Origin of the sequence: Alkalimonas sp. (genome assembly GCF_020831925.1) — a bacterium.
GTDB lineage: Bacteria > Pseudomonadota > Gammaproteobacteria > Enterobacterales > Alteromonadaceae > Alkalimonas.
The window spans coordinates 56,911-78,713 of sequence record NZ_JAFIFQ010000006.1 but is presented as its reverse complement, the minus strand read 5'-3'; the positions used below and the strand labels follow the sequence as shown (position 1 = coordinate 78,713).

20 protein-coding genes are annotated in these 21,803 nt (G+C 51.2%); 6 read left to right on the top strand and 14 right to left on the bottom strand.

All coding sequences use genetic code 11. The annotated features are described in order from the left end of the window. Positions 1 to 26: 26 nt before the first annotated feature. The gene (locus JJU14_RS03810; RefSeq protein WP_228611275.1) at positions 27 to 647 is read right to left on the bottom strand and encodes a hypothetical protein; all 621 of its coding nucleotides are present in this window, start codon (positions 645 to 647) and stop codon (positions 27 to 29) included. 282 nt (positions 648 to 929) lie between these two features. Between JJU14_RS03810 and JJU14_RS03805 the strand changes: the two genes are divergently transcribed. Then, on the top strand, positions 930 to 1,835 hold the full coding sequence (locus JJU14_RS03805) for a glucosaminidase domain-containing protein (protein WP_228611274.1): 906 nt from the start codon (positions 930 to 932) through the stop codon (positions 1,833 to 1,835). A 68-nt stretch (positions 1,836 to 1,903) separates the two neighbouring features. Here JJU14_RS03805 and ttcA read toward each other — a convergent pair whose 3' ends face one another. The 11 genes from ttcA to ccoN form a co-directional block, all read right to left on the bottom strand. Then, the gene (gene ttcA, locus JJU14_RS03800) at positions 1,904 to 2,824 is read right to left on the bottom strand and encodes a tRNA 2-thiocytidine(32) synthetase TtcA (protein ID WP_228611273.1); all 921 of its coding nucleotides are present in this window, start codon (positions 2,822 to 2,824) and stop codon (positions 1,904 to 1,906) included. 77 nt (positions 2,825 to 2,901) lie between these two features. After that, positions 2,902 to 3,831 (bottom strand): universal stress protein UspE, encoded by a 930-nt coding sequence (gene uspE, locus JJU14_RS03795; protein ID WP_228611272.1) that lies wholly within the window; start codon positions 3,829 to 3,831, stop codon positions 2,902 to 2,904. A 136-nt stretch (positions 3,832 to 3,967) separates the two neighbouring features. Then, a complete protein-coding gene (gene fnr, locus JJU14_RS03790; RefSeq protein ID WP_228611271.1) occupies positions 3,968 to 4,684 on the bottom strand; it encodes a fumarate/nitrate reduction transcriptional regulator Fnr in 717 nt (238 codons plus the stop codon). Positions 4,685 to 4,719: 35 nt separating this feature from the next. After that, the gene (locus JJU14_RS03785) at positions 4,720 to 5,397 is read right to left on the bottom strand and encodes a sulfite exporter TauE/SafE family protein (protein WP_228611270.1); all 678 of its coding nucleotides are present in this window, start codon (positions 5,395 to 5,397) and stop codon (positions 4,720 to 4,722) included. Next, positions 5,384 to 5,599 carry a cbb3-type cytochrome oxidase assembly protein CcoS gene (gene ccoS, locus JJU14_RS03780; protein ID WP_228611269.1) on the bottom strand — a complete coding sequence of 72 codons (216 nt, stop codon included), beginning with the start codon at positions 5,597 to 5,599 and terminating at the stop codon, positions 5,384 to 5,386. The genes JJU14_RS03785 and ccoS overlap by 14 nt, the downstream gene beginning before the upstream one ends. Further along, complete coding sequence (locus tag JJU14_RS03775; protein WP_228611268.1) at positions 5,596 to 7,977, bottom strand: heavy metal translocating P-type ATPase; 2,382 nt, start codon at positions 7,975 to 7,977, stop codon at positions 5,596 to 5,598. The genes ccoS and JJU14_RS03775 overlap by 4 nt, the downstream gene beginning before the upstream one ends. 7 nt (positions 7,978 to 7,984) lie before the next feature. Further along, positions 7,985 to 8,470 carry a FixH family protein gene (locus JJU14_RS03770; protein ID WP_091345342.1) on the bottom strand — a complete coding sequence of 162 codons (486 nt, stop codon included), beginning with the start codon at positions 8,468 to 8,470 and terminating at the stop codon, positions 7,985 to 7,987. 66 nt (positions 8,471 to 8,536) lie between these two features. Beyond that, the gene (gene ccoP / locus JJU14_RS03765; protein WP_228611267.1) at positions 8,537 to 9,514 is read right to left on the bottom strand and encodes a cytochrome-c oxidase, cbb3-type subunit III; all 978 of its coding nucleotides are present in this window, start codon (positions 9,512 to 9,514) and stop codon (positions 8,537 to 8,539) included. Beyond that, complete coding sequence (locus JJU14_RS03760; RefSeq protein WP_228611266.1) at positions 9,507 to 9,695, bottom strand: cbb3-type cytochrome c oxidase subunit 3; 189 nt, start codon at positions 9,693 to 9,695, stop codon at positions 9,507 to 9,509. Before JJU14_RS03760 ends, ccoP begins: the two co-directional genes overlap by 8 nt. A 5-nt stretch (positions 9,696 to 9,700) precedes the next feature. Next, positions 9,701 to 10,312 carry a cytochrome-c oxidase, cbb3-type subunit II gene (gene ccoO, locus JJU14_RS03755; RefSeq protein WP_091345347.1) on the bottom strand — a complete coding sequence of 204 codons (612 nt, stop codon included), beginning with the start codon at positions 10,310 to 10,312 and terminating at the stop codon, positions 9,701 to 9,703. A gap of 10 nt (positions 10,313 to 10,322) precedes the next feature. Continuing rightward, entirely contained in the window at positions 10,323 to 11,753 is a 1,431-nt protein-coding gene (gene ccoN / locus JJU14_RS03750; RefSeq protein WP_091345348.1) for a cytochrome-c oxidase, cbb3-type subunit I, read from the bottom strand. Positions 11,754 to 12,122: 369 nt separating this feature from the next. Between ccoN and JJU14_RS03745 the strand changes: the two genes are divergently transcribed. Beyond that, positions 12,123 to 12,455, top strand: coding sequence for a hypothetical protein (locus JJU14_RS03745; protein WP_228611265.1), 333 nt, complete (start codon positions 12,123 to 12,125; stop codon positions 12,453 to 12,455). Here the strand turns inward: JJU14_RS03745 and JJU14_RS03740 are convergent. Both JJU14_RS03740 and gap read right to left on the bottom strand, forming a co-directional pair. After that, positions 12,452 to 13,306 carry a D-hexose-6-phosphate mutarotase gene (locus JJU14_RS03740; RefSeq protein ID WP_228611264.1) on the bottom strand — a complete coding sequence of 285 codons (855 nt, stop codon included), beginning with the start codon at positions 13,304 to 13,306 and terminating at the stop codon, positions 12,452 to 12,454. The genes JJU14_RS03745 and JJU14_RS03740 overlap by 4 nt on opposite strands. Before the next feature lie 13 nt (positions 13,307 to 13,319). Next, a complete protein-coding gene (gene gap / locus JJU14_RS03735) occupies positions 13,320 to 14,324 on the bottom strand; it encodes a type I glyceraldehyde-3-phosphate dehydrogenase (protein WP_228611263.1) in 1,005 nt (334 codons plus the stop codon). A 165-nt stretch (positions 14,325 to 14,489) separates the two neighbouring features. Here gap and malQ point away from each other — a divergent pair, with 165 nt between their 5' ends. The 4 genes from malQ to JJU14_RS03715 all read left to right on the top strand — a co-directional run bounded on the left by malQ (position 14,490) and on the right by JJU14_RS03715 (position 21,728). Then, entirely contained in the window at positions 14,490 to 16,682 is a 2,193-nt protein-coding gene (gene malQ, locus JJU14_RS03730) for a 4-alpha-glucanotransferase (protein ID WP_228611262.1), read from the top strand. A gap of 64 nt (positions 16,683 to 16,746) precedes the next feature. After that, complete coding sequence (glgB, locus tag JJU14_RS03725) at positions 16,747 to 18,948, top strand: 1,4-alpha-glucan branching protein GlgB (RefSeq protein ID WP_228611261.1); 2,202 nt, start codon at positions 16,747 to 16,749, stop codon at positions 18,946 to 18,948. 2 nt (positions 18,949 to 18,950) lie between these two features. Then, positions 18,951 to 21,014, top strand: coding sequence for a glycogen debranching protein GlgX (gene glgX, locus JJU14_RS03720; RefSeq protein ID WP_228611260.1), 2,064 nt, complete (start codon positions 18,951 to 18,953; stop codon positions 21,012 to 21,014). Between the two features lie 327 nt (positions 21,015 to 21,341). Then, positions 21,342 to 21,728 (top strand): hypothetical protein, encoded by a 387-nt coding sequence (locus JJU14_RS03715; protein ID WP_228611259.1) that lies wholly within the window; start codon positions 21,342 to 21,344, stop codon positions 21,726 to 21,728. The last annotated feature ends 75 nt before the right edge of the window (positions 21,729 to 21,803 follow it).

Here is a 21,803-nt window from a genome sequence, read left to right as displayed (position 1 = left end):
CTTTTGGCTGTAAAGCAAACGTTTTTTTAATTCTTATGCGTCAGACTAATATCGCCAACGCCAACATTGGCTTTAAAAACAGTGCTACCGGGACCACTCCATTCAAGGCTGCCCCCCACCAAATGACGCTCGGCTTTAAAACTGCTTGGCGCATTATGCAAATTGACATTACCAACACCAGCTGATAATTCAATGCGTTGGAACTGCTCCGCATTCAGGCTGCTGCTAATCTGACCAACCCCAACATCTACATCATAACTGCTGTGGATACGGTTGGCGTAAAACTGTCCAACGCCAAGCTCAACCTTAACGGCCAACTCAGCTGGAAGCGTCAGTTGCCAATGTTGCTTGGTGTTGTCTTTTGGAATGCTCAGATACAAGCGACCATCACGCAATTGCTGCTTTAGCTCAACATCGCCGACTTTATGGCTGAAAAACCACCAGCGTTTTTCACCACGTACATCCACCCTAAGCAAAATACGGTCGGTATCTGCTGTATTGATCTGAATTTGCCCAACACCGACCTCCAGAGCCAGTAGAGTCAGAGCTGAGGCATCAATGTCCAATTCAAGCCGTTTTTCATCAGCAAAGGCGGTGTGCGCCACTGAAAAAGTCAGCAGTAAGGTAATAAACAGCAATCTTTTCATGGTGATTTCCTTTGGTTTGCGCTTAAAAAAGCATGGTTTTACACCATTTAAGCACGAATCATACCAGTAATTTTTTTGTTTTTAAGATCAACACTGTAGTACTACTTATGGCTGAAAAGTGCGCATCAAGTGTACAGAATAGTTCGTGCATTTGATGAATTCAGGGTAAAATAGACTACAAGAGTGCTGTTGATGCTTTTAAGTTAAAGCAAAAGGGCCTGGCTGACAAGCTAGTATCCAGAGGCAACAGCCAGATAAATTTAAGCAGCGAAAAGGTGATTGATGCGATTGTTGAAGTACCCTTTACTGATGGCAATAACAGCCTTGGTGTTGTATGCACTGTATTTTCCATTTATGGATACTGCTGTACCAGAAGAGGAGCCATTGGTCTGGCATGAGCCACTAGAGCATCCATTGCGAACGGATGTGATGGGTTATGTCCGCTCCGAGCTGGTACGCAAACGGCTGGCTTACCCAACTCCGGCACCTGCTAAAAAACCATTGCCGGATTTTGATGCCATTGCCGATATTAATGAAAAGAAGCAGGCGTTTTTTGCTTACCTTGGGCCTCATGTAGCACGTGAGAATACGCGTTTACGGGCTTTACGCAAGCAGCTGCTGGAAATGCAGGCTCAGATTGAAAAGCACCAGCCGCTGACTGTGCAGGATTATGCATTCTTGTATGCCTTGTACGATGAGTTTCGGATGGATGTGGCGCATACTGATGAAGACAGCTTTAACGAGCTATTGAAGCGAGTGGATGTACTGCCAGCCTCTTTGGTATTAATGCAGGCAGCCAATGAATCGGCTTGGGGTACCAGCCGTTTTGCTGTGGAAGGGCTGAACTTCTTTGGTCAGTGGTGCTTTCGTGAAGGCTGCGGGCTGGTGCCTTTATACCGAGGTGAAGATCAGTTCCATGAAGTGGCTCGCTTTGAATCGGCAGCTGCCAGCATACGGAGCTATTTTTACAATTTGAATACTTTTCATAGCTATGAAGAGCTGCGGGATATTCGGGCGCAATTGCGAAGCCGTAATAAGCCGGTACGGGGCGAGGATCTTGCTCGAGGCTTGTTGCGCTATTCCGAGCGGGGCGAGGATTACATTGCTGAAATCAGCGGCATGATCCGCTTTAACTGCCCCATTATGCAGGAAGTCCAACAAGTGGTGGCGATATCACCGTCTTGCTAAACAGCTCTTCAAAGAGAAAAAGCCAGCATTTGCTGGCTTTTTTGTTGCTGCTAGCATCGTTGTGGTTTTTAGCTTAGCTGCACAATCTGAACGCTAGCCGATGCAGCTGTAGCTGCGTCCTCTTCCACCACCAGGGGCAACCTAGGTAAGGAGATAGGATCAAAAGCGGTATCGCCAGCATAGATTGCATCTGCTTTGGACAGCTGCTTAAAGTCAAACAGGTTAGCATCGGCCAGGTGCGAAGGCACCACGTTTTGCAGCGCCTGGAACATGGTTTCAATACGTCCCGGAAAGCGTTTATCCCAATCCTGCAGCATTTCTTTGACTACCTGGCGCTGCAGACCATCTTGCGAACCGCACAAATTGCAGGGAATAATCGGAAAGGCTTTTGCTTCCGCGTAGCGGGCAATGTCTTTTTCCCGGCAATAGGCCAGAGGCCGGATCACCATATGCTCGCCGTTATCACTCAATAGCTTAGGTGGCATGGATTTCATTTTGCCACCATAAAACATATTCAGAAACAAAGTTTCCAGCATGTCATCACGGTGGTGACCTAAGGCAATTTTTGTGGCACCCAGTTCTTTAGCTGTACGATACAAAATGCCGCGTCTTAGCCTTGAGCACAGTGAGCAGGTGGTTTTTCCTTCCGGGATTTTTTCTTTGACAATGGCGTAAGTATCTTCGGTGACGATTTTAAAATCGACCCCGATCTGGCTGAGATAGCCTGGCAGTACTTCGGCTGGAAAGCCGGGCTGTTTTTGGTCCAGATTAACAGCCACAATGGAAAAGTCGATTGGGGCTGACAACTGAAGGTTCAGCAGAATATCCAGCAAGGTATAACTGTCTTTGCCTCCGGATAAACACACCATGACTTTATCGCCAGCTTCAATCATGTTGAAGTCGGCAATGGCCTGGCCGACACCACGACGAAGTTTTTTGTGCAGCTTATTCAGGCTGTACTGAGCTTTAGCTTGTGCAGAATGCGACATATCACCACCCTGGGAAAAAACGGCGCTCAGTATAGCGGATCCGGCGCCGTTTCCATAGTAGCCAAGAAGGCTAAATACTATTTCTCCAGTGGGCTGACAAAATTCTCGGGTTTCACTGCAAGCACATCACAATCCAACCGGTCAATCACATGTTCCGCGGTGTTGCCGATAATGGCTGCAGAAAAGCCGGTACGACCTATGGTGCCAATCAGTACCATTTCTGCATCGAGCTCACGGGCAACTTTGGGGATCACGTCTTCGGGCATCCCTTCCAGCACATGGGTATGTCCATCGGCAATGCCATGCTGGCCAGCCAGCTCCCTGACAGCATCTACATGGTGGCGCTTCATGGTGCTGTTGTATTCATCCGGGTTAAATTCCGGGATCTCAATGGCAATGTTCACTGGTGTACCAGGGTAGGCATTGACCAGATGCACCTGCGCAGACAGCATGCCAGCAACGGCTTTTGCTTTGTTAATCAGGCGACTGTTAAGTGATTTATGGTAGTCCTGTTCACTGCCAGCATTCACAGCCACCAGCACATTACCGCCTTGAGGCCAGTCATGATCTTTTACCAGCAAGACTGGGCAGGGGCACTTGCGCAGCAGATGCCAATCCGTCGGGGTGAAGATCATTGATTTAAGCACATCGTGATCATGCGTGCCTTTAAAGACCATGTCGTAGCCTTCTTCGAGAACAGCTTTGACCATGGCCTCAAAAGGCCGGTTGTGCCACTCGACATGAATATCGATCACCAGGCCTTTTTCCCGATAGGGTGCAACTTGCTCACTGATCCAAAGCTCGCGATCTTTAATCACTGCCTGACGCATCGACTCGCGTTCTTCACCGGACAACATGGTGGTCATTTCGTAAGAAAAATCGTAAATGGATAAAAAAGCGGTCAGACTGCAATCCTGATAGCGGGCATATTCGACGGCCCGGTGCAGGGCTTTTTGTTGTTCAGTGGTGGGATCGATCACCACCATGATGTGTTGAGGTTTGGACACAGTATCGCTCCTTTTGCTGCATTGCCTACCCAACAGTGTAGTCAATTTTCAGAGCATTGCCGAACTCAAAACATGCGTTGTATCAAACAGAAAGCAAATAAAAATGAAACGGCAAGGTACCGTTTCAGATTGGATACTAGCTGGCAATTGCTGCCATACCACCAAGCGCCGCTAAAGCTGTGTGGTTGACAATGGTAATAAATTTACCATCTACATGGATCAGCTCTTCTTTATGAAAACGCCCCAGTAAACGGCTGATGGTTTCAACCGTTAAGCCAAGATAGTTGCCAATTTCACCCCGGGTCATGGTTAGGCGAAACTCTTTGCCAGAGAAGCCTCTGCTATGAAAGCGCTGTGCCAGATTGGTTAAGAAAGCGGCCAACTTCTCTTCAGCATTTTTCCGATTCAGCAGCAGCATCAGTTGCTGATCAGCCGAGATATCCTGACTCATTAAGCGCATCATTTGTTGGCGTAGCTTAGGCAGTTCGCCCAGCAGTTGCTCTAGGTTGTGGTAGGGAATTTCACAGACCATGGCCGTTTCCAGCGCCTGGGCATAACTGACATGCTGCTGGGTGTTGATGGCTTCAAAACCCAGCACATCACCTGGCAAATGAAAGCCGGTAATTTGTTCTTCACCTTGCTCCGTCAGCGTAAAGGTTTTAAAAGAGCCGGTACGGATGGCATAGAGTGCCTGAAATGGCCGACCTGCTTCGAATAAGTAGTCGCCTTTATGCAACGGCTTTTTGCGCTGAATGATGTCATCCAGCGTATCCAGCTCATTGTCATTCAGCGTAAAAGGTAAACAAAGCTGACTGAAGCCACAATCCTGACAGTTGATTGACGAGTGCGCCATAAGACATCCATAGTTGTCGCTATATTGGTGATAGCTTAAGAAACTAGCCGCGCCAAGGCAAGATAAACCGTATAAAAACCGTAACTGCCAAGCAACAGAGCTGTGCTGTAGCGAAACCAGCTTTGTTGCTTTAGCTGATTCAGACGCGCTGCCAGAGTCGCGGTCAGCAAAATCGCGGGCAGGGTACCCAGCCCAAAGGCCAGCATGATTCCGGCTCCGGCTCCGGCACTGCCACTGGCCAGGCTCCAGCTGAGTGTACTGTAAACCAAGCCACAGGGCAGCCAGCCCCAGCAAAGTCCATAACCGAAGGCTTTGTATGGCGAATCAAGTGGCATCAGGCGACTACTGATGGGCTGAATTTGCCGCCAGATACCTTGGCCTAAGCGCTCCAGATAGACTAAGACAGTGGATAGCCTGGCAATGTAGAGTGCCATAGCAACTAACAAAAGACCGGCCAGCAAACGCAGCCATACCATGGAAGCTCCGCTTACTTGCATGGCGACTAAACCAAAGTAACCGACCAGAGCACCAAAAAAGGCATAGCTGGTTAAACGACCCAGGCTGAGTAGCAGCTGAAAAGCAAAGCGGCGTCGGCCTGACATGCCGGGCATGGAGAGCTGCAGTGCTGCTACAATGCCTCCGCACATCACCAGACAGTGACTGCTGCCAATCAGGCCTATCAGCAGGGCGGCGGTCAGATCAGCGGGGTTCATGGTCAGTGTTGCTGGTTTTGTTGTCTGACTGGTCGGTTAATTCTGTGTTGGCAGGGGCCTTCGGCTCATCATCAAATAATATACTAAAACCTTGTTTATCCAGATCGTCGAATTGCTTGCTCTTGACGGCCCAGAAAAATATGGCCAGTCCTATCATCACAAAGAGGACTGCGATGGGGATCAAAACATAAATCACACTCATGACTTGAGTAACCTCAACGAGTTGGACACCACCAATAAAGAGCTGAATGACATACCCAGCACGGCGATGTAAGGAGAGACCAAGCCTACCACAGCCAGCGGAATGATGATCACATTGTAACCAACCGACCAGGCCAGATTTTGTTTGATGGTACGGGCGGCCAATTCGCCACCGCTCAGCAGGGTGGTTAACAGACTCAGATCATTGCGCAATATCAGCACATCGGCCTGGTTTTTGGCTAAATCGGTACTGCCTTGCAGGGTGACAGAGACATCGGCGGCATGAAAGCAGGCACTGTCGTTAATGCCATCCCCAATCATCATCACTTTTTGCCCTTGTGCGGTCAGTTGCTGAATTACCGTCACCTTTTGCTCCGGGCTGCAGCCTTTTTCCAGCCAGTCAAACCCTAACTGCTCAGCGACCCGCTCAGCCTGGCTGGAGCTGTCACCGGTCAGCAAACCCAACTGATAACCTTGGGCTTTGAGTGCCTGCAGTAAGGCCGGCACTTCCGGCCGAAGATCATCCTGCAGTTCAATCGCCGCTAGCACCTTGCTGTCTATGGTCAGGTACACCATAGCGCCCTGGACTGGCTCGGCACGGCAGAAAGCGGCATTGCCTACCCGTACCCGCTGTCCCTGCCACAGGGCCGATATACCAGCGCCTATGCTGATTTGTACATCGCTGAGCTCCAGCTCCTGCAGCAAATACGGCTGAAAAGCCTTACCGATTGGGTGTTCAGAGTGCCGCTCCAGATTGGCGATTAGGTTCAGTAAGCTGGCTTGGTCGTACTCTGTAGCCAGCAGCTGTACCTGATGCACACTAAAGCGTCCCTGTGTCAGGGTGCCGGTTTTATCAAACACAATGTGCTGAATGTCGGGCAGCCTGTCCAGCACCTGATTGTTTTTAATCAGAATGTGCTTACGGTTCAGCCGTGCCAATGAACAGGTAATAGCGGTAGGGGTAGCCAGCGCCAGTGCGCAAGGGCAGGTGGCAACCAGCACGGATAAGGTAACCCAAAAAGCCCGGCTAGCATCAATCCAGAAGAACCAAACCAAAAACGTAGCCAGAGCGATCAGCAGCAAGCGCTCAACAAAATACTGTGCGAGTTCGTCGGTTTTCTCGGCCAGTTTGGGTTTTTGGTTCAGGGTATCTTGCTGCAAAGCGATGATTTGACCCAGCCTGGACAGGGCCAACGGCTGGCTAACTTTAACCTGCAGCACGCCATCGTGATTGACACTGCCAGCCAGAACGGCATCGCCACGTGCTTTTGCAATGGGGTGGTATTCACCGGTTAGCATGGATTCATCAACACTGCTGTTGCCGTCGAAAACCTCACCATCGGCAGGCAGGGTTTCGCCGGCTTTCACCAGAATCAAGTCGCCTGGTTGCAGCCGTCTGGCCGAGGTGCTTTGTGGCTGGCCGTCGATCAGTTGGGTTGCGGTCACCGGCATGATTTTTAACAGGTTGCTGGTGGCATCCCGGGCTTTGGCTCTGGCTCTGTACTCGAAAAATTTGCCGAGCTGCAAAAAGAACACAAACATACAGACCGACTCAAAGTAGACTTCGCCGGTCTCCGTCACGGTGGCATAAGCCGATGCAAAGTAGGTGTAGTAGATTGCCAGACTGACCGGCACATCCATGTTCATTTTTCGGTTAACAATGCTGCGCCAGGCGCTGGTGACAAAGGGCAGGGCAGCGTAAAACGCTACCGGTGTAGTGAGCAGCATGCTGATCCAGCGCAAGTAATCCTGATGCTCAGGATCAATGCCGGTCCACTCACCAAAGTAGAGGGCGATTGCCAGCATCATGACCTGCATCGACAGGATGCCAGATACTGCCAGCCGCTTTAGGTAGCGGCCCAGCTCTGCTTTGTGTATTTTTTCTTCCTGATCGGCTGCAAAGGGACTGGCCTGATAACCCAGCTTGCTGATTTCCTGCAGAATACGGCTTAATTTCAACTGCTCTGGTAACCACTCAATTTGGGCCCGCTGAGTGCCGGAATTAACCGTGATACTGGCAACTCCCTTTAATTGCTTTAAGCGCCGTTCAATCAGCCAGGCGCACGCAGCGCAGCTAATGCCGCTGACAGACAGCTCAATTTTACTGAGTTCGCCCTGTTGGCTGGTCAAATCGGCCAATACATCCGGGCTGTCAAAGCTGGCAAGTTCACTTGCTAAATCGGCCGGCATGGCATCGGCTTTGGTGGCCGGCTCGGTGCGAAAACGGTAATAATCGCCGAGCCCTTGCTGAATAATGGTATCTGCTACAGCCTGGCAACCAAGGCAACAGAAAGTGCGTTGTTGTTGTTCAAATTCCAGTACAAACTGCTGGCCGGTCAGGACCGGCTCGTGGCAGTGAAAACAGCGCTCTGTGCTCATGGTCTGCTTAGTAACCCAGTTTCACTTCCTGCTCGGCAGGAACATCCAGCGTGACACGCAAACGCCACTCCTGGCTGTCGTCAGATACTACCAGCCGAAAGCGTCCACGTGGGGTATGTGGCAGGGTAGCGACATAAAGCAACTCACCACTGCGGGAAGCTTCAACTTTGAAGTCATTGGCGCCCAGGGTGGTATGATGAAAGTCCAGGTGGATGGTCTCATCCAGCACCGCATTTTCAGCAAAACGCACCACGGCCCGGTTGCCAATCACCAACACATGCGCTTCCAGGTTACGCAGTGCTGCTTCGCGGTATTTTTCCAGCCGGTTGTTGATGGTGCGGCCTTCACGGTAATAATCATCGACTACCATTTCTGGCTGGTTTTGCATCATGATGTAAAAGGCCCAACCACCACGAGCAAATGCGATAGCTGGCAGTAAAATCAAAATCCACGGCCAAAGCTGTTTGTACCAGGGTTTGGTATCGGTTTGCATCAAAGAACTCCTCGTAAAAATAAACCCCGAAGCCGGGGTTTATTCTATCTTAATCCAGCGTGCGGATCAGTTCTGTTTCGGTTCTGGGTTCGATAAACGGTACACGTATGCGGTGAGAATATGCACCTTGTCTTCGCCCAGGGTATGGCGGAAGGCTGGCATTTCACCATAGCGTCCTTGCACCAGAGTTTCCGTCACGTCGGCTGCTGAGCCACCATAGAGCCAAATGTTGTTGGTCAGGTTCGGTGCACCGAACGGCAGGTTGTGCGCCACACTGCCTTTGCCATCATTGCCGTGGCAAGCTGCACACATGGCAAACTTAGCCTGGCCGGCTTCGGCATCACGCTGATTCACAGTACGGCCAGACAAGCTAAGCACAAAAGCGGTCATCTCACGAATACCTTGCTCACCCAGCGCATCTTTAAAACCAGGCATAGCGGCTTTACGGCCATACAGCAGAGTTTCTTTAATTTTGTCCGGTGTGCCGCCCCATTGCCAGTCGTTGTTGGTCAGGTTAGGGAAACCCCGCTGACCGCGCGCATCCGAGCCATGACACTGGGCACAGTTTTGCAGAAACAGCCGCTGACCAATGCGCAGTGCTTCCGGATCATAGGCTAAATCCAGAATATCCCGTTCGGCAAACTGGCGAAATACCGGGCCATAGACTTCATCAGCCCGTGCCACTTCGCGATCCAGCTGAACATTCATGCCAGCTTCGCGGGCTGCAATGGTGGCCTGTTCCGACTCTTCCAGTGACAAAATGCCCTGATTCGAACTGGTCCAGTTCAAAAAGCCTTTGTAATTACCAAGCCCTGGGTAAGCCGCCAAATAGAGCAACGACCACGCCAAAGTGATGTAGAACATGTAAGTCCACCACTTCGGCAAAGGGTTATTTAGTTCTGAGATGCCATCGTGTTCATGGCCAGTCGTTTCATCCTCAGACACTCCGACGTAGTTTTTCAGGTTCCAGGTCAGCAGCACCAGGCAGCCAACCAGTACAACCAGCGTGAAAATGATGATCCAAGCGCTCCAGAAGCTACTCATGATCGGACTCCTGTTTTTGTTTTTGTTCTGGTTTTGTCAGTTCCGGCTCATCATCGAACACCAGGTTCGCTGCTTCGTCGAAATCTTTTTTCCGGCCTTTGCCGTAAGCCCAGATAATCAGGCCAACAAAACCTACAAATAAAATGACGGTTAAAATGCTGTGTAAGGTTGCAAATTCCATCGTAATCACTTCAAGTGTGTGCCCAGTGATTGCAGGTAAGCAATCAGAGCATCCATTTCAGTTTTACCTTGAACGGCTGCGGCTGCACCGGCAATATCTTCGTCGGTGTAGGGCACGCCAAGGCTACGGAAAATCTCCAGCTTACGGGCGGTATAGCGACCATCCAGGACCCGATCAGCTAACCATGGGTAGGCTGGCATATTGGATTGAGGCACCACAGAGCGTGGATCCATCATATGGGCATAATGCCAGTCGTCGCTGTAGCGGCCACCAACACGGGCCAGATCCGGTCCCGTCCGTTTTGAGCCCCACAAGTGCGGATGCTCCCAGACATGCTCACCGGCGACTGAATAGTGACCATAACGCTCCACTTCTGAACGGAACGGACGGATCATCTGGCTGTGGCAGTTATTGCAGCCTTCACGGATGTAGATATCCCGACCTTCCATTTCCAGTGCAGTGTAAGGGCGTAGCCCATGCACCGGAGTAGTGGTTTCTTCCAGATACATCAGTGGAGTAATCTGTACCAAGGTGCCAAAGCTGATCGCAATGATGGTGAAAATACCCAGCAAGCCAACGCTTTTTTCAATTTTCTCGTGATGATTTTTATTCGACATTGCTCGCTCCTTAGGCCACAGCTTCAGCAACAGGCTTCAGAGAGTGGTTCTCTGCACGCAGGGTTTTGTAGGCGTTGTATGCCATAACAAACATACCCACCAGTACAAAAACACCACCAATAAAGCGCATCAGGTAGAACGGCATAGAGGCTTCAACACTCTCAACGAAGCTATAAGTCAGGGTGCCGTCAGTGTTTACTGCGCGCCACATCATGCCTTGCATAATACCGGAGATCCACATGGCAACGATGTAAAGCACCACGCCTATGGTATGCAACCAGAAATGCGTATTGATCAGTTTGATGCTGTACATCCGACCTTGATTGAACAGAGTGGGGATCAGGTAATAGGTAGCCCCTATGGTGATCATGGCAACCCAGCCCAGAGCGCCGGAGTGCACGTGACCAACGGTCCAGTCGGTGTAGTGTGATAAGGCATTCACTGATTTGATCGCCATCATCGGGCCTTCGAAGGTCGACATGCCGTAGAAGGACAGGGATACAATCAGGAAACGCAGAATTGGGTCGGTTTTCAGTTTATGCCAGGCACCTGACAGCGTCATGATACCGTTGATCATGCCACCCCAGCTTGGAACGAACAGAATAACCGACATCACCATACCCAGCGACTGGGTCCAGTCTGGCAGGGCGGTGTAGTGCAGGTGGTGAGGGCCAGCCCAGATATAAAGCGCAATCAGCGCCCAGAAGTGTACAATCGACAAACGGTAAGAGTAGACCGGACGACCGGCTTGCTTAGGTACAAAGTAGTACATCATCCCTAAGAAACCGGCGGTCAGCAGGAAGCCTACCGCATTATGGCCGTACCACCACTGAATCATCGCATCGACAGCACCGGCATAAATTGAGTAGGATTTCACCAGGTTCAGTGGGATCACCATATTATTGACCAGATGCAGAGCCGCTACGGTAATAATAAAAGCACCATAGAACCAGTTAGCGACATAAATATGACTGGTCTTACGTTTTACCAGGGTGCCAAAAAAGACCACCGCAAAGGATACCCAGACCACGGTAATCAGAATATCAATCGGCCACTCCAGCTCGGCGTATTCTTTTGATTGCGTGATGCCAAGTGGCAGGGTGATGGCAGCCAGCACAATCACCGTTTGCCAGCCCCAGAAGGTGAACATAGCCAGCTTTTCCGCAAAGAGCCGGACCTGACAGGTACGTTGCACGATGTAATAAGCAGTCCCCATCAAGGCACTGGTACCAAAGGCGAAAATGACCGCATTGGTATGAAGAGGACGGAGACGGCTGTAGGTCAGCCATGGAATGTCAAAGTTCAGGGCAGGCCAATACAATTGGGCTGCAATCAGTACACCTACCGCCATACCGACAATGCCCCAAAGGATGGTAGCAAGGGTAAAGAGGCGGACAACGCTATAGTTGTAGTCAACTTCTAACGATTTAGTCTGGCTCATATCGAGTTCCACTGCAGTTTCGCTGGTTACAAAATATCCACTTGCGGGAAGTGGCCCTTTTTTTATCACTCAAAGCCGATACACACGTCACTGTGCAGTACCCACTTTGGGCTATTCTGGGTGCGGATGATAAAGTTTTCACTTTGCAAAAGATAGTTGAATCCGCCGCTTTTATGATTTAGAACAAAGTCCTTGTTTACTTAGTAAACAAGTCTAGGTTAACTTGGCCGTCTTGCTGTATTCGATGTAGAATCAGCTGCCTTTCTTTAGCAAATGGGCTTGGTACCATCCATGGTGAATGCCACACAGCTTCGTGTATGCATACTGTTATGCTGCATCTTAAATGCAATAGGCTGCCAACCAGCGCAAGTGACTGATCAATCCGAGCTTTTGCTCTATGATAGCACAGCAAAGCAGCTGTCGATAAGCCCTGCCAGCATTCCTGTCGAATCAATTCTTACTTTAAAGCTGCAATCGGTGGAAGCTATTGCTGCCATCACCGCCGAGGTGACGGGTGTTTCCATGTACATGGGGCGGGTGCCTATTCGGTTTCGTCAAATTGAAGCAACCTTATGGCAGGCAGAGTTTTTACTGGGGGCCTGTACCGATCCTGCTATGAAGTGGCAATTGCAGCTGCACATTCACTATACGGATGGTCGTGAACAGCTGATTACGGAGCTATTTCAAAGTAGCTGGCGTTAACCGTGGCTTCCTGGGCGACGAGAAATAATTTGTGTGAGCAGCAAAGGAGCCGTTTGCCAGTTGAGCCGGGCCGTTTCTACACAGACAAATTCTTGATAGCCGTTATCCGCTACGTCTTTTAAAGCACGACTTTTGGCTGCAGCGGGATTCCACAGCACCGAGCTGTCATGGCCTGATTGCTGCAAATAAACCGCGTGGTCAGCATCCTGTAGCAACAGCTCTGATCCAGCTTGCAGATAGATGCGATCGGTTTCACCCTCCAGCCGGGCCGGCTCACGGCCATCTTTGTGCTCTTGCTGGCTGACTTTATCCAGATAATGACTGCCAAGCCCGCTGACACTGAGTTGCTTCAGCTGATGGAGGCGAAAATAACTGTGCAAAGCCGCCTGTTGCGGCAGTGGTTGCTCACAACGGAGCGTCACCTGCAGCGCATCGTTGCTTAGACGAACGTCAAGTTGCAGCTCGGTTGGGGCAGTGACATGCGGTAAGTCCGCAAAGATGCAGTGCAGGGTGAGTGAAGCGAAGGTTTCGCTGCACTGGTGTTGCAGCAGTTGCCAGTGCCGGGTTCGGGCAAAGCCATGCGCTGGCTGTGAAGCAGCGTCAGGAATGACCGCGGGATCGGCCGGCCCGAACCAGGGCCAGCACAGCGGAATGCCACCACGAATGGCTTGTTGTTGCCAGTTTGCCTGGGGCGATAGCCATAACAGCTCATCGCCAGGGCTTGGCTGGTAGGACAGAACCTGAGCACCATAGCTGGTAATCACCGCACTGGCCTCACCAAAACGCAGCTGCCAGCAAGGCAGCTCGTCAAGATGGGCAAAACCAGATTGTTGCCGGATGCTGCTTGGCATCAGGGTGGCGCTGTTACTTCATCATCTGGACGGTGTTGTCCAGCATGCGGTTGCTAAAGCCCCACTCATTGTCGTACCAGGACATCACTTTGACAAGACGGCCATTGACCCGGGTTTCGCTGGCATCAAAGATGGACGACATTGGGTTGTGGTTAAAGTCGACTGACACCAGCGGCAGATCGTTCACCGCCAGCGCTTCGTTCAGTGGCGACATTGCAGCAGCCTTGCGAATGATATCGTTGACTTCATCGACGCTGGTGTTGCGTCCGGCGATAAAGCATAAATCCACCAGCGAGACGTTCAGGGTAGGAACCCGTACCGCCAGGCCATCGAACTTACCCTGCAGCTCTGGCACCACCAAACCAACGGCTGCGGCGGCGCCGGTTTTGGTCGGGATCATCGACATAGCCGCAGCGCGGGCGCGGCGCACATCGGTGTGGTACACATCGCTTAAACGCTGATCGTTGGTGTAGGCATGAATGGTGGTCATCAGGCCGGACTCAATGCCGAGAGCATCGTTCAGCGGCTTGGCAATAGGGGCCAGGCAGTTGGTGGTGCAAGAGGCATTGGAGATAATGGTCATATCCGCTGTGATAATGTCGTGGTTCACGCCATAAACAATGGTGGCGTCCACATCTTTTGCCGGGGCGGAAATAATGACTTTTTTGGCACCGGCTTCCAGGTGGGCGCCAGCGCTTTTGCGATCAGTGAACAGGCCGGTACATTCCAGCACCACGTCTACCTGCAGCTCTTTCCATGGTAAGTTGGCCGGGTTACGCTCGCTTAAAGTGCGGATTTCATCTTTATTAACGAAAATAGCGCTGTCAGAATGTTCAACCTGAGCCGGAAAAATACCATGAGCTGTGTCATACTTCAGTAAGTGCGCATTAATGGCGGCATCGCCTAAATCATTGATTGCGACAATTTTTATGTCGTACGACTTATTCGTTTCATACAGAGCCCGTAAAATATTACGGCCGATACGGCCAAAACCGTTAATAGCAACACGAATGGTCATAGAACACCCCTTGGTTAAACGTTATTTTGTAGTAAAATTACATTATTTGGCGAAATATTCAAGCGGTAAATGCAGTTGCATACGAATTCTTGTAATTAAATAACGCAAAAAGCCTGAATTCAGAGTATTCTCAGCATAGCAAAGAAAATAAGCAGGAAGGACGCCATGAATAAAGCGCTCGTACAACAGGCTTTGGAATTTGCCGGCATTGAAGCCAGTTACACCGATGCCTATGGCCAGTTGCAACATGTAAGTGAAAACAATCTGTTGGCCTTACTGGCTGCACAAGGCTTTGATACCACGGATGAAGCAAGCCTGAGCCAGAGTTTGCAGCAACAACAGCAAGCACTGTGGCAACAACTTTTATTACCGGTCTCGGTGCAACAGCAAGATCAGCCACTGCATCTGGAGTTGCGTGTGCCGCTGTCGCTGGCCAATGAAGTACTGAAACTGAATCTCATCACTGAAGCGGGCAAGCAGCATCGTTTTTCGTTCATCCCGGTCGACGGCGAGCTGCTACAGGTTTATCAGCAGGATGAGCAGGAATACCATCTGTACCAGCATGCCATCTCGGTCCACCTTGAACCAGGCTACCACCGGCTGCGGGTGACCAGCCCCGCAGCGGTGAAGTGCGAGCAGTCGCTCATTGTGACACCGGCCCGTTGTTTTCAGCCAGCCGCTTTTGCTGATAAAAAGCAATGGGGTGTCAGTGTGCAGCTGTATGGTTTGCGCTCAGAGCGCAACTGGGGCATTGGCGATTTTGGCGATTTGCAGCAGCTGCTGCAATTGCTGGCCGGGCAGGGTGCAGACTTTGTTGGCCTCAATCCTATTCATGCGCTGTACCCGGCTATGCCGGAGCACGCCAGTCCCTACAGTCCTTCTTCCCGGCGCTGGCTTAATTGCATTTATCTTGATGTCACCGCTCTGCCGGGCTTTGCCGCCTCGGCGGAATGCCAGCAATTGGTCAATGCGCCCGCTTTTAAACAGCAGCTGAGCGAACAGCGCGGTCGCGACTGGGTCGATTACAGCGCAGTCATGCAGTTAAAACAGCCGGTGATGCGCGCTTCGTATCAATGGTTCCTGGCGCATGCCAGCGCGGATGAACAAGCCGCTTTTACCGCCTTTAAGCAAGCAGGTGGCGATAGCTTACGCCTGCAAGCCTTGTACGATGCCTTGCATGCCTATTTGTATGCAGAAGATAGCAGCTACTGGGGCTGGCCAAACTGGCCGGATGACTACAAAGATCCAACCTCTGCTGCTAGCAAAGCCTTTGCCCAACAGCATGCTGATGAGCTGGATATGCACTGTTACCTGCAGTTCTGTGGCGATCGTCAGTTAGCCGCAGCCCAGCAAACCGCGAAAGTGCATGGTATGTTGCTGGGCATTTACCGCGATCTGGCGGTTGGGGTCAGCGAAGCGTCGATGGACATTTGGGCCAACCCGGATTTGTACTGTCGGGCTGCCAGTATCGGCGCCCCGCCGGATCCTCTGGGCCCTCAGGGGCAGAACTGGGGCTTGCCACCGATGTCGCCCTTGCAGCTGTTTCAGCAAGGCTACCAGCCTTTTATTGACCTGTTACGCAGCAATATGCAACATGCTGGTGCACTGCGTATCGATCATGTGATGGCCTTACTGCGACTCTGGTGGGTACCCAAGACCGCAGACGATGCGCGGGGTGGAGCTTATCTTTATTATCCGATTATGGACTTGCTGGGCATTCTGGCACTGGAAAGTCAGCGCAATCAGGTGTTGGTGATAGGCGAGGACCTTGGCACAGTGCCGGATGGCATTCGTGATTTGTTGCAAGAGCACGGTGTGTATTCGTACCGGGTGTTTTTCTTTGAACAGGCCGAAGATGGTGGTTTTATTTCACCGGGCCATTACCCGTTGCAGGCTATGGCTACACTCTGTACCCATGACTTGCCAACCTTAATCGGCTTTTGGCATTGCGACGATTTAAAGCTGGGCGAGCAGCTTGGTTTGTATCCGGATGCGGCTCAATTGCAGCAATTGTTTGAGCAGCGTCACCGCAACAAGCAACGTATCCTGGACTCCCTGCACGGCCATGGTGCCTTACCACAGGATTATCCAAGGCAGGTGGAACAAGTGGGAATGGAGCCGGTATTGGCCCGCGCTTTGCAGTTACATTTGGCGAAAGGACAGAGCCAGTTGCTGTGTTTGCAGCTGGAAGACTGGATGCAGATGACCCAGCCGGTGAATGTGCCGGGTACCAGCGACGAGTACCCGAACTGGCGGCGTAAGCTAAGCCAGACACTCGAACAATTGGCCGGGCAGCCTGAGCAACTGGCGTTGATGCAACAACTTAGCCAGGCCCGGCGTGACTGGCTTTATCAGTAAACCATGATCACTAGAGCATGAACAGTAAAGCATACGAATAACGGATAACGAAAAAGGAAGCAGGATGACTCAGGCGCTAGACTTAACAGCAGTACGTTGTGCACAACCATTTTCTTTACTGGGTTGGCAGCCCAACGGGCAGCCAAATAAAGAGCAAGGCCAGCAAAAAGGCTGGCTTGTTCGCTGCTATCTGCCAAAGGCAGAGCAGGTGGAAGTACTGGATTTAGCTTCGGGTAAATCCCTGGGCGTTTGTCAGCCGGATGCCGCGGTGGTAGGGCTCTTTAGCTTAGAGCTACCGCGCAAACGTAAAACCACGCCGTATCAGTTGCTGGTAACCCAGGGCAAGCATCAGTACCGTCTGGTCGACCCTTACCAGTTCCAGCAGGAAGCCTACCACGCGGTGCATTTTGTTCACAGTCAGCCAGAAAATCTCTACCGGCAGCTTGGTGCGCAACTGATTGAGCTGGATCTGGGGAAAAGCCGTCTGAAAGCAACCCGCTTTGCCGTCTATGCGCCCAATGCCAGCAGTGTCAGTCTGATTGGCGATATGAACGATTGGGATGGTCGTTGCCACCCGATGCAAAAAACCGACTGTGGCCATTGGGTATTGGTGATGCCGGAGGTTGCCGCTGGGGTGCGGTATAAGTTTGAAATTAAAGATAGTCAGGGGCATCTGCTGCCACACAAAGCCGATCCTGTCGGGTTTTTGGCCGATCAGTACCCATCCCATGCGTCTCAGGTGTATGATCACAGCCGTTATCAGTGGCAGGATCAGGCCTGGCAAGACCGCAAGCAAGTACCGCCTTATCAGGCACCAATGAGCATTTACGAGCTGCATTTGGGCTCATGGCGGCGCAAAGACAACAACGAGCCGCTCAGTTACCTCGAATTAAAAGAGCAACTGATCCCGTATTTGCTGGATATGGGCTACACCCACATTGAGCTGCTGCCGGTGATGGAACATCCCTTTGATGGCTCCTGGGGTTATCAGCCAGTGGGCTTGTTTGCGCCCAGCTCGCGTTTTGGCAGCCCAGACGAATTCAAAGCTCTGGTAGACGCCTGCCATCAGGCCGGTATCGGCGTGATCCTTGACTGGGTGCCGGCGCATTTTCCGGACGATGGCCACGGCCTGGCCCGGTTTGATGGCAGCGCGCTCTATGAATACGAAGATCCTCGTCGTGGCTGGCACCCGGATTGGAATTCCTGCATCTACGATTTTGGCAAAGACACCGTCCGGCATTTTTTGGTGGCCAGTGCTTTGTACTGGCTGGAGCATTTTCATATCGATGGCCTGCGCGTCGATGCCGTGGCATCCATGCTGTACTGGGATTATTCGCGCAAAGCGGGCGAGTGGGTACCGAACGTGGATGGTGGCAATCACAACTACGAAGCTATTAGTTTGCTGCAATGGCTCAATACCGAAGTCTACCGCCAGTTCCCGCATGCCATTACCATTGCGGAAGAGTCAACCTCTTTTGCCGGGGTATCCAAACCGGTCGATCAGGGCGGCCTCGGCTTTGGCTTTAAATGGAACATGGGCTGGATGAACGACAGCCTGCGTTATATCAGTAAAGATCCTGCTTATCGCAAGTTCCATCACAACGATCTGACCTTTGCCATGGTGTATCACTACAACGAAAACTTCGTGCTGTCGCTGTCGCACGATGAAGTGGTGCACGGTAAAGGCAGCTTGTTGCACAAAATGCCGGGTGATGAGTGGCAACAAGCGGCTAACCTGCGAGCCTATATTGCCTATATGTTTGCTCACCCGGGCAAAAAACTGCACTTTATGGGCATGGAGTTCGCGCAGGCTGCCGAATGGAGCCATCAACGCAGTCTGGATTGGCACCTGCTCGATTACGACAAGCATCGCGGCATTCAGCAACTGTTCCGCGATTTGAACCTCAGTTACCGCCGCTGTGCGCCTTTGTACGAGTTGGATTACGACAATCGGGGCTTTGGCTGGCTGGATCACAACGATGCCGAGCATTCGGTGCTAAGCTTTTACCGTGAGGATGCCTCAGGTGAACGTATTTATGTGGTCTCGAACTTTACACCAATTCCGCGTAACCAGTATCGGTTAGGGGTAGACCAGCAAGGAGACTTTGAAGTGATCCTAAATACCGACAGCAGCTATTATTGGGGTAGTAATTTTGATGTCGGTACCGTTTTACAGGCGAAGACGCAACCCCACCAGGGCCAGGCCGCCAGTCTGGTGCTCGACTTACCGCCTTTATCCACCCTTTACCTGCGACGCCGGAGTTGATGATGGGATTGCAAGTACCCTTGCTAAAAAGTCAGGTTGGCCAGCCCAAACCCTTGGGGCCTTCTCAATTGGCAAGTGGCGACTGGAATTTTGCTGTCTATGCACCCGATGCCAAGGCGCTTCATCTTTGGTTATTTCAACCCGACACCGAAGAGCCGATTGCTGAGCTGGTTTTTCAAGGCCGCACCGGTGACATCTGGCATCTGGCGGTTGCTGGCATTCCGGATGGGGCTTTGTATGCGCTGTCTGCAGCAGGAGAAGACAATTCTTTGTTAGGTGTGCGCTTTGATGCCGAGCGCTTGCTGATTGATCCCTACTGCAAGCGGCTGAACCGGCCCCAGCGTTTTCAGTCGCATTTGTATCAGCAAAAAAGCCCGTTATTTATCAGCAAAGGGGTGCTGGCACGCCATGACTTTGACTGGCAAGGCGTTGCTAAGCCGCAGATCCCGGCCGAACAAACCATCATCTACGAAGCTCATGTCAAAGGCTTAACCATGCTGCATCCGGAGGTGCCGGAAAAGTTACGCGGAACCTATCTTGGTTTATGTCACCCGGCTATTATCAAACACTTACAGCAACTTGGTATCACCAGTATTCAGCTGTTGCCGGTGGCCAGTTTTATGAGTGAACCCAGGCTCGAAGCCATGCAACTGAGCAATTACTGGGGCTACAATCCGGTCAATTTTTTTGCACCCGATCCACGCTACCAGCTGGAAGATGCGGTCAGCGAATTTAAAACCATGGTGCGCACCTTCCATCAGCATGGCATCGAAGTCATTCTGGATGTGGTGTTTAACCACAGTGCAGAGGCCGGTGACGATGGCCCGGTGCTGAGCTTTCGCGGCCTGGCCAACCGGCAGTATTACTTGTTTCATAACCATGCCGATATCACCGATTATCAGAGCTATTGTAACTTTACTGGCTGCGGCAATACGCTGAATGTGGCTCAGCCGGTGATGCAGAAACTGGTGATGGATGCGCTGCGTTACTGGCTGAGCGAGATGCAGGTGGATGGCTTTCGGTTTGATCTTGCCGTGACCCTGGGCCGCGAGCACAAACGCTTTAACCCCTATGCCGCTTTTTTTCAAATTATTGCGCAAGACCCGGTGCTAAGCGAAGCCAAGCTGATTGCCGAGCCCTGGGATGTTGGGCCCTTTGGCTACCACTTAGGCCAGTTTCCGGCCAACTGGGCCGAGTTGAACGATAAGTGCCGTGACAGCTTCCGGTCTTTTTGGTTGGGGCACAAAGGCAGTCTGGCCGAATTTACCACCCGCTTGCTCGGTTCGCGTGATATCTTTCAAAAGCATCGGATGCCGGCCAGTTGCAGCGTGAATTATCTGTGTTACCACGATGGCTTTACCCTGCAGGATCTGGTCAGTTATGAGCAGAAGCACAACTGGCTAAATGGCGAAGAAAACAAGGATGGCCATGGCCATAATCTCAGTTACAACCACGGAGTGGAAGGGCCAAGCCGCGATGCCAAAGTGACCGCCAGGCGCTACCAGCACAAACGAAATCTGGCCGCGACCTTGTTACTGAGCCAGGGCATCATCCATTGGCTGGGTGGTGATGAGCTGAGCCATAGTCAGCGTGGCAACAACAATGCCTACTGCCAGGACAACGACATCAGCTGGCTGAACTGGCAACTGGATAGTGACAGCAAGGATTTTCTGCAGTTTGTGCAGCAACTGATGGCACTGCGTAAGCGTTACCCTTGTTTGCAGCAATTGTCCTTGCTGGATGAGCAGTATCAGTTGCATGGCGATAAGCATCAGGTGCAGTGGTATTTGCCAACGGGGGAGCTGAAACAAAGCCACGACTGGCATGATCCCGAGCGGCTTTGCTGTTTGTTCAGTATCCGCAATACCCGCGATGGTGCCAGCTTGCTGTTTGTCTTTAATGCCGCACAGCATCAGCAGAAGGTTGCATTGCCGGATGGCGATTGGCAGTTGTTGTTTGACACCGCCGTGGATAAAGGGATGCTGCAACCAGAAAACCGTCAACACAGCGACTACCAGCAACCGGCTTTTAGTATCTCGTTGTGGCAATTGCTGCCAGCCGGGTAAGTGTTGCCACAGTCTCATCATAAAGCCATTTTTTTCAGCGTGCTTGCTGGGCCACGACCGATTTTAGTACCCAGCTTCCTATTTTAAAAATGGATGCTGAGCTTAACAATAAAAGCGTCAAAGTTTTATTACATTTGATGTTTATATCATAATAAACTCTCTGTATATACCAATGAAAGTTATCTTGACGTTAAAAATGGTGGTGATCTGCTGGTGTCTGTAGCGCAAATCAAATACAGTATGCTCCTGAGTCAAAACAACCAATCAGCCCTAAATATTAGATCAAAGCGCGAAATGAGTATCTCTGCTTATTAATAAGGATGTTTCATGAAACTGTTACAAGGTGCTTTATTACTTGCTGTCAGCCTCGGGAGTTTGTCTATGACGTCGGCATTTGCCAGCGAAAGGGCTTGCTTGTTGGAGGGCGATTTTAAAATGTTGGATCAGCGAATTGTGATCAATGATTGTATTGAAAACGGCAGCATCTCGACTGCGCAGTTTCAAGAGATGTGTCAGAGTATGAGTAACCCTCTTAACGACGATCAATACCAGGCCGATATTACCTATATGACGGCTTGCCCTGCCAACCCTCAGGCAAAATGCAAAGATGTGGGCGGCGGTGTGGTGAGTTTTTATTATTACAATCGCGATGCCCAGCTGCTTGAAAGCTCGCAAAATGGTTGTCAATTGATGATGGGAACCTGGGAGCAGTAATGGCCCTTGCGGATCGGTAAACGACTATGCGTTCAATGGCTTTGGGGGCCGTAGTTCAAAAAAGCAAGATCGATC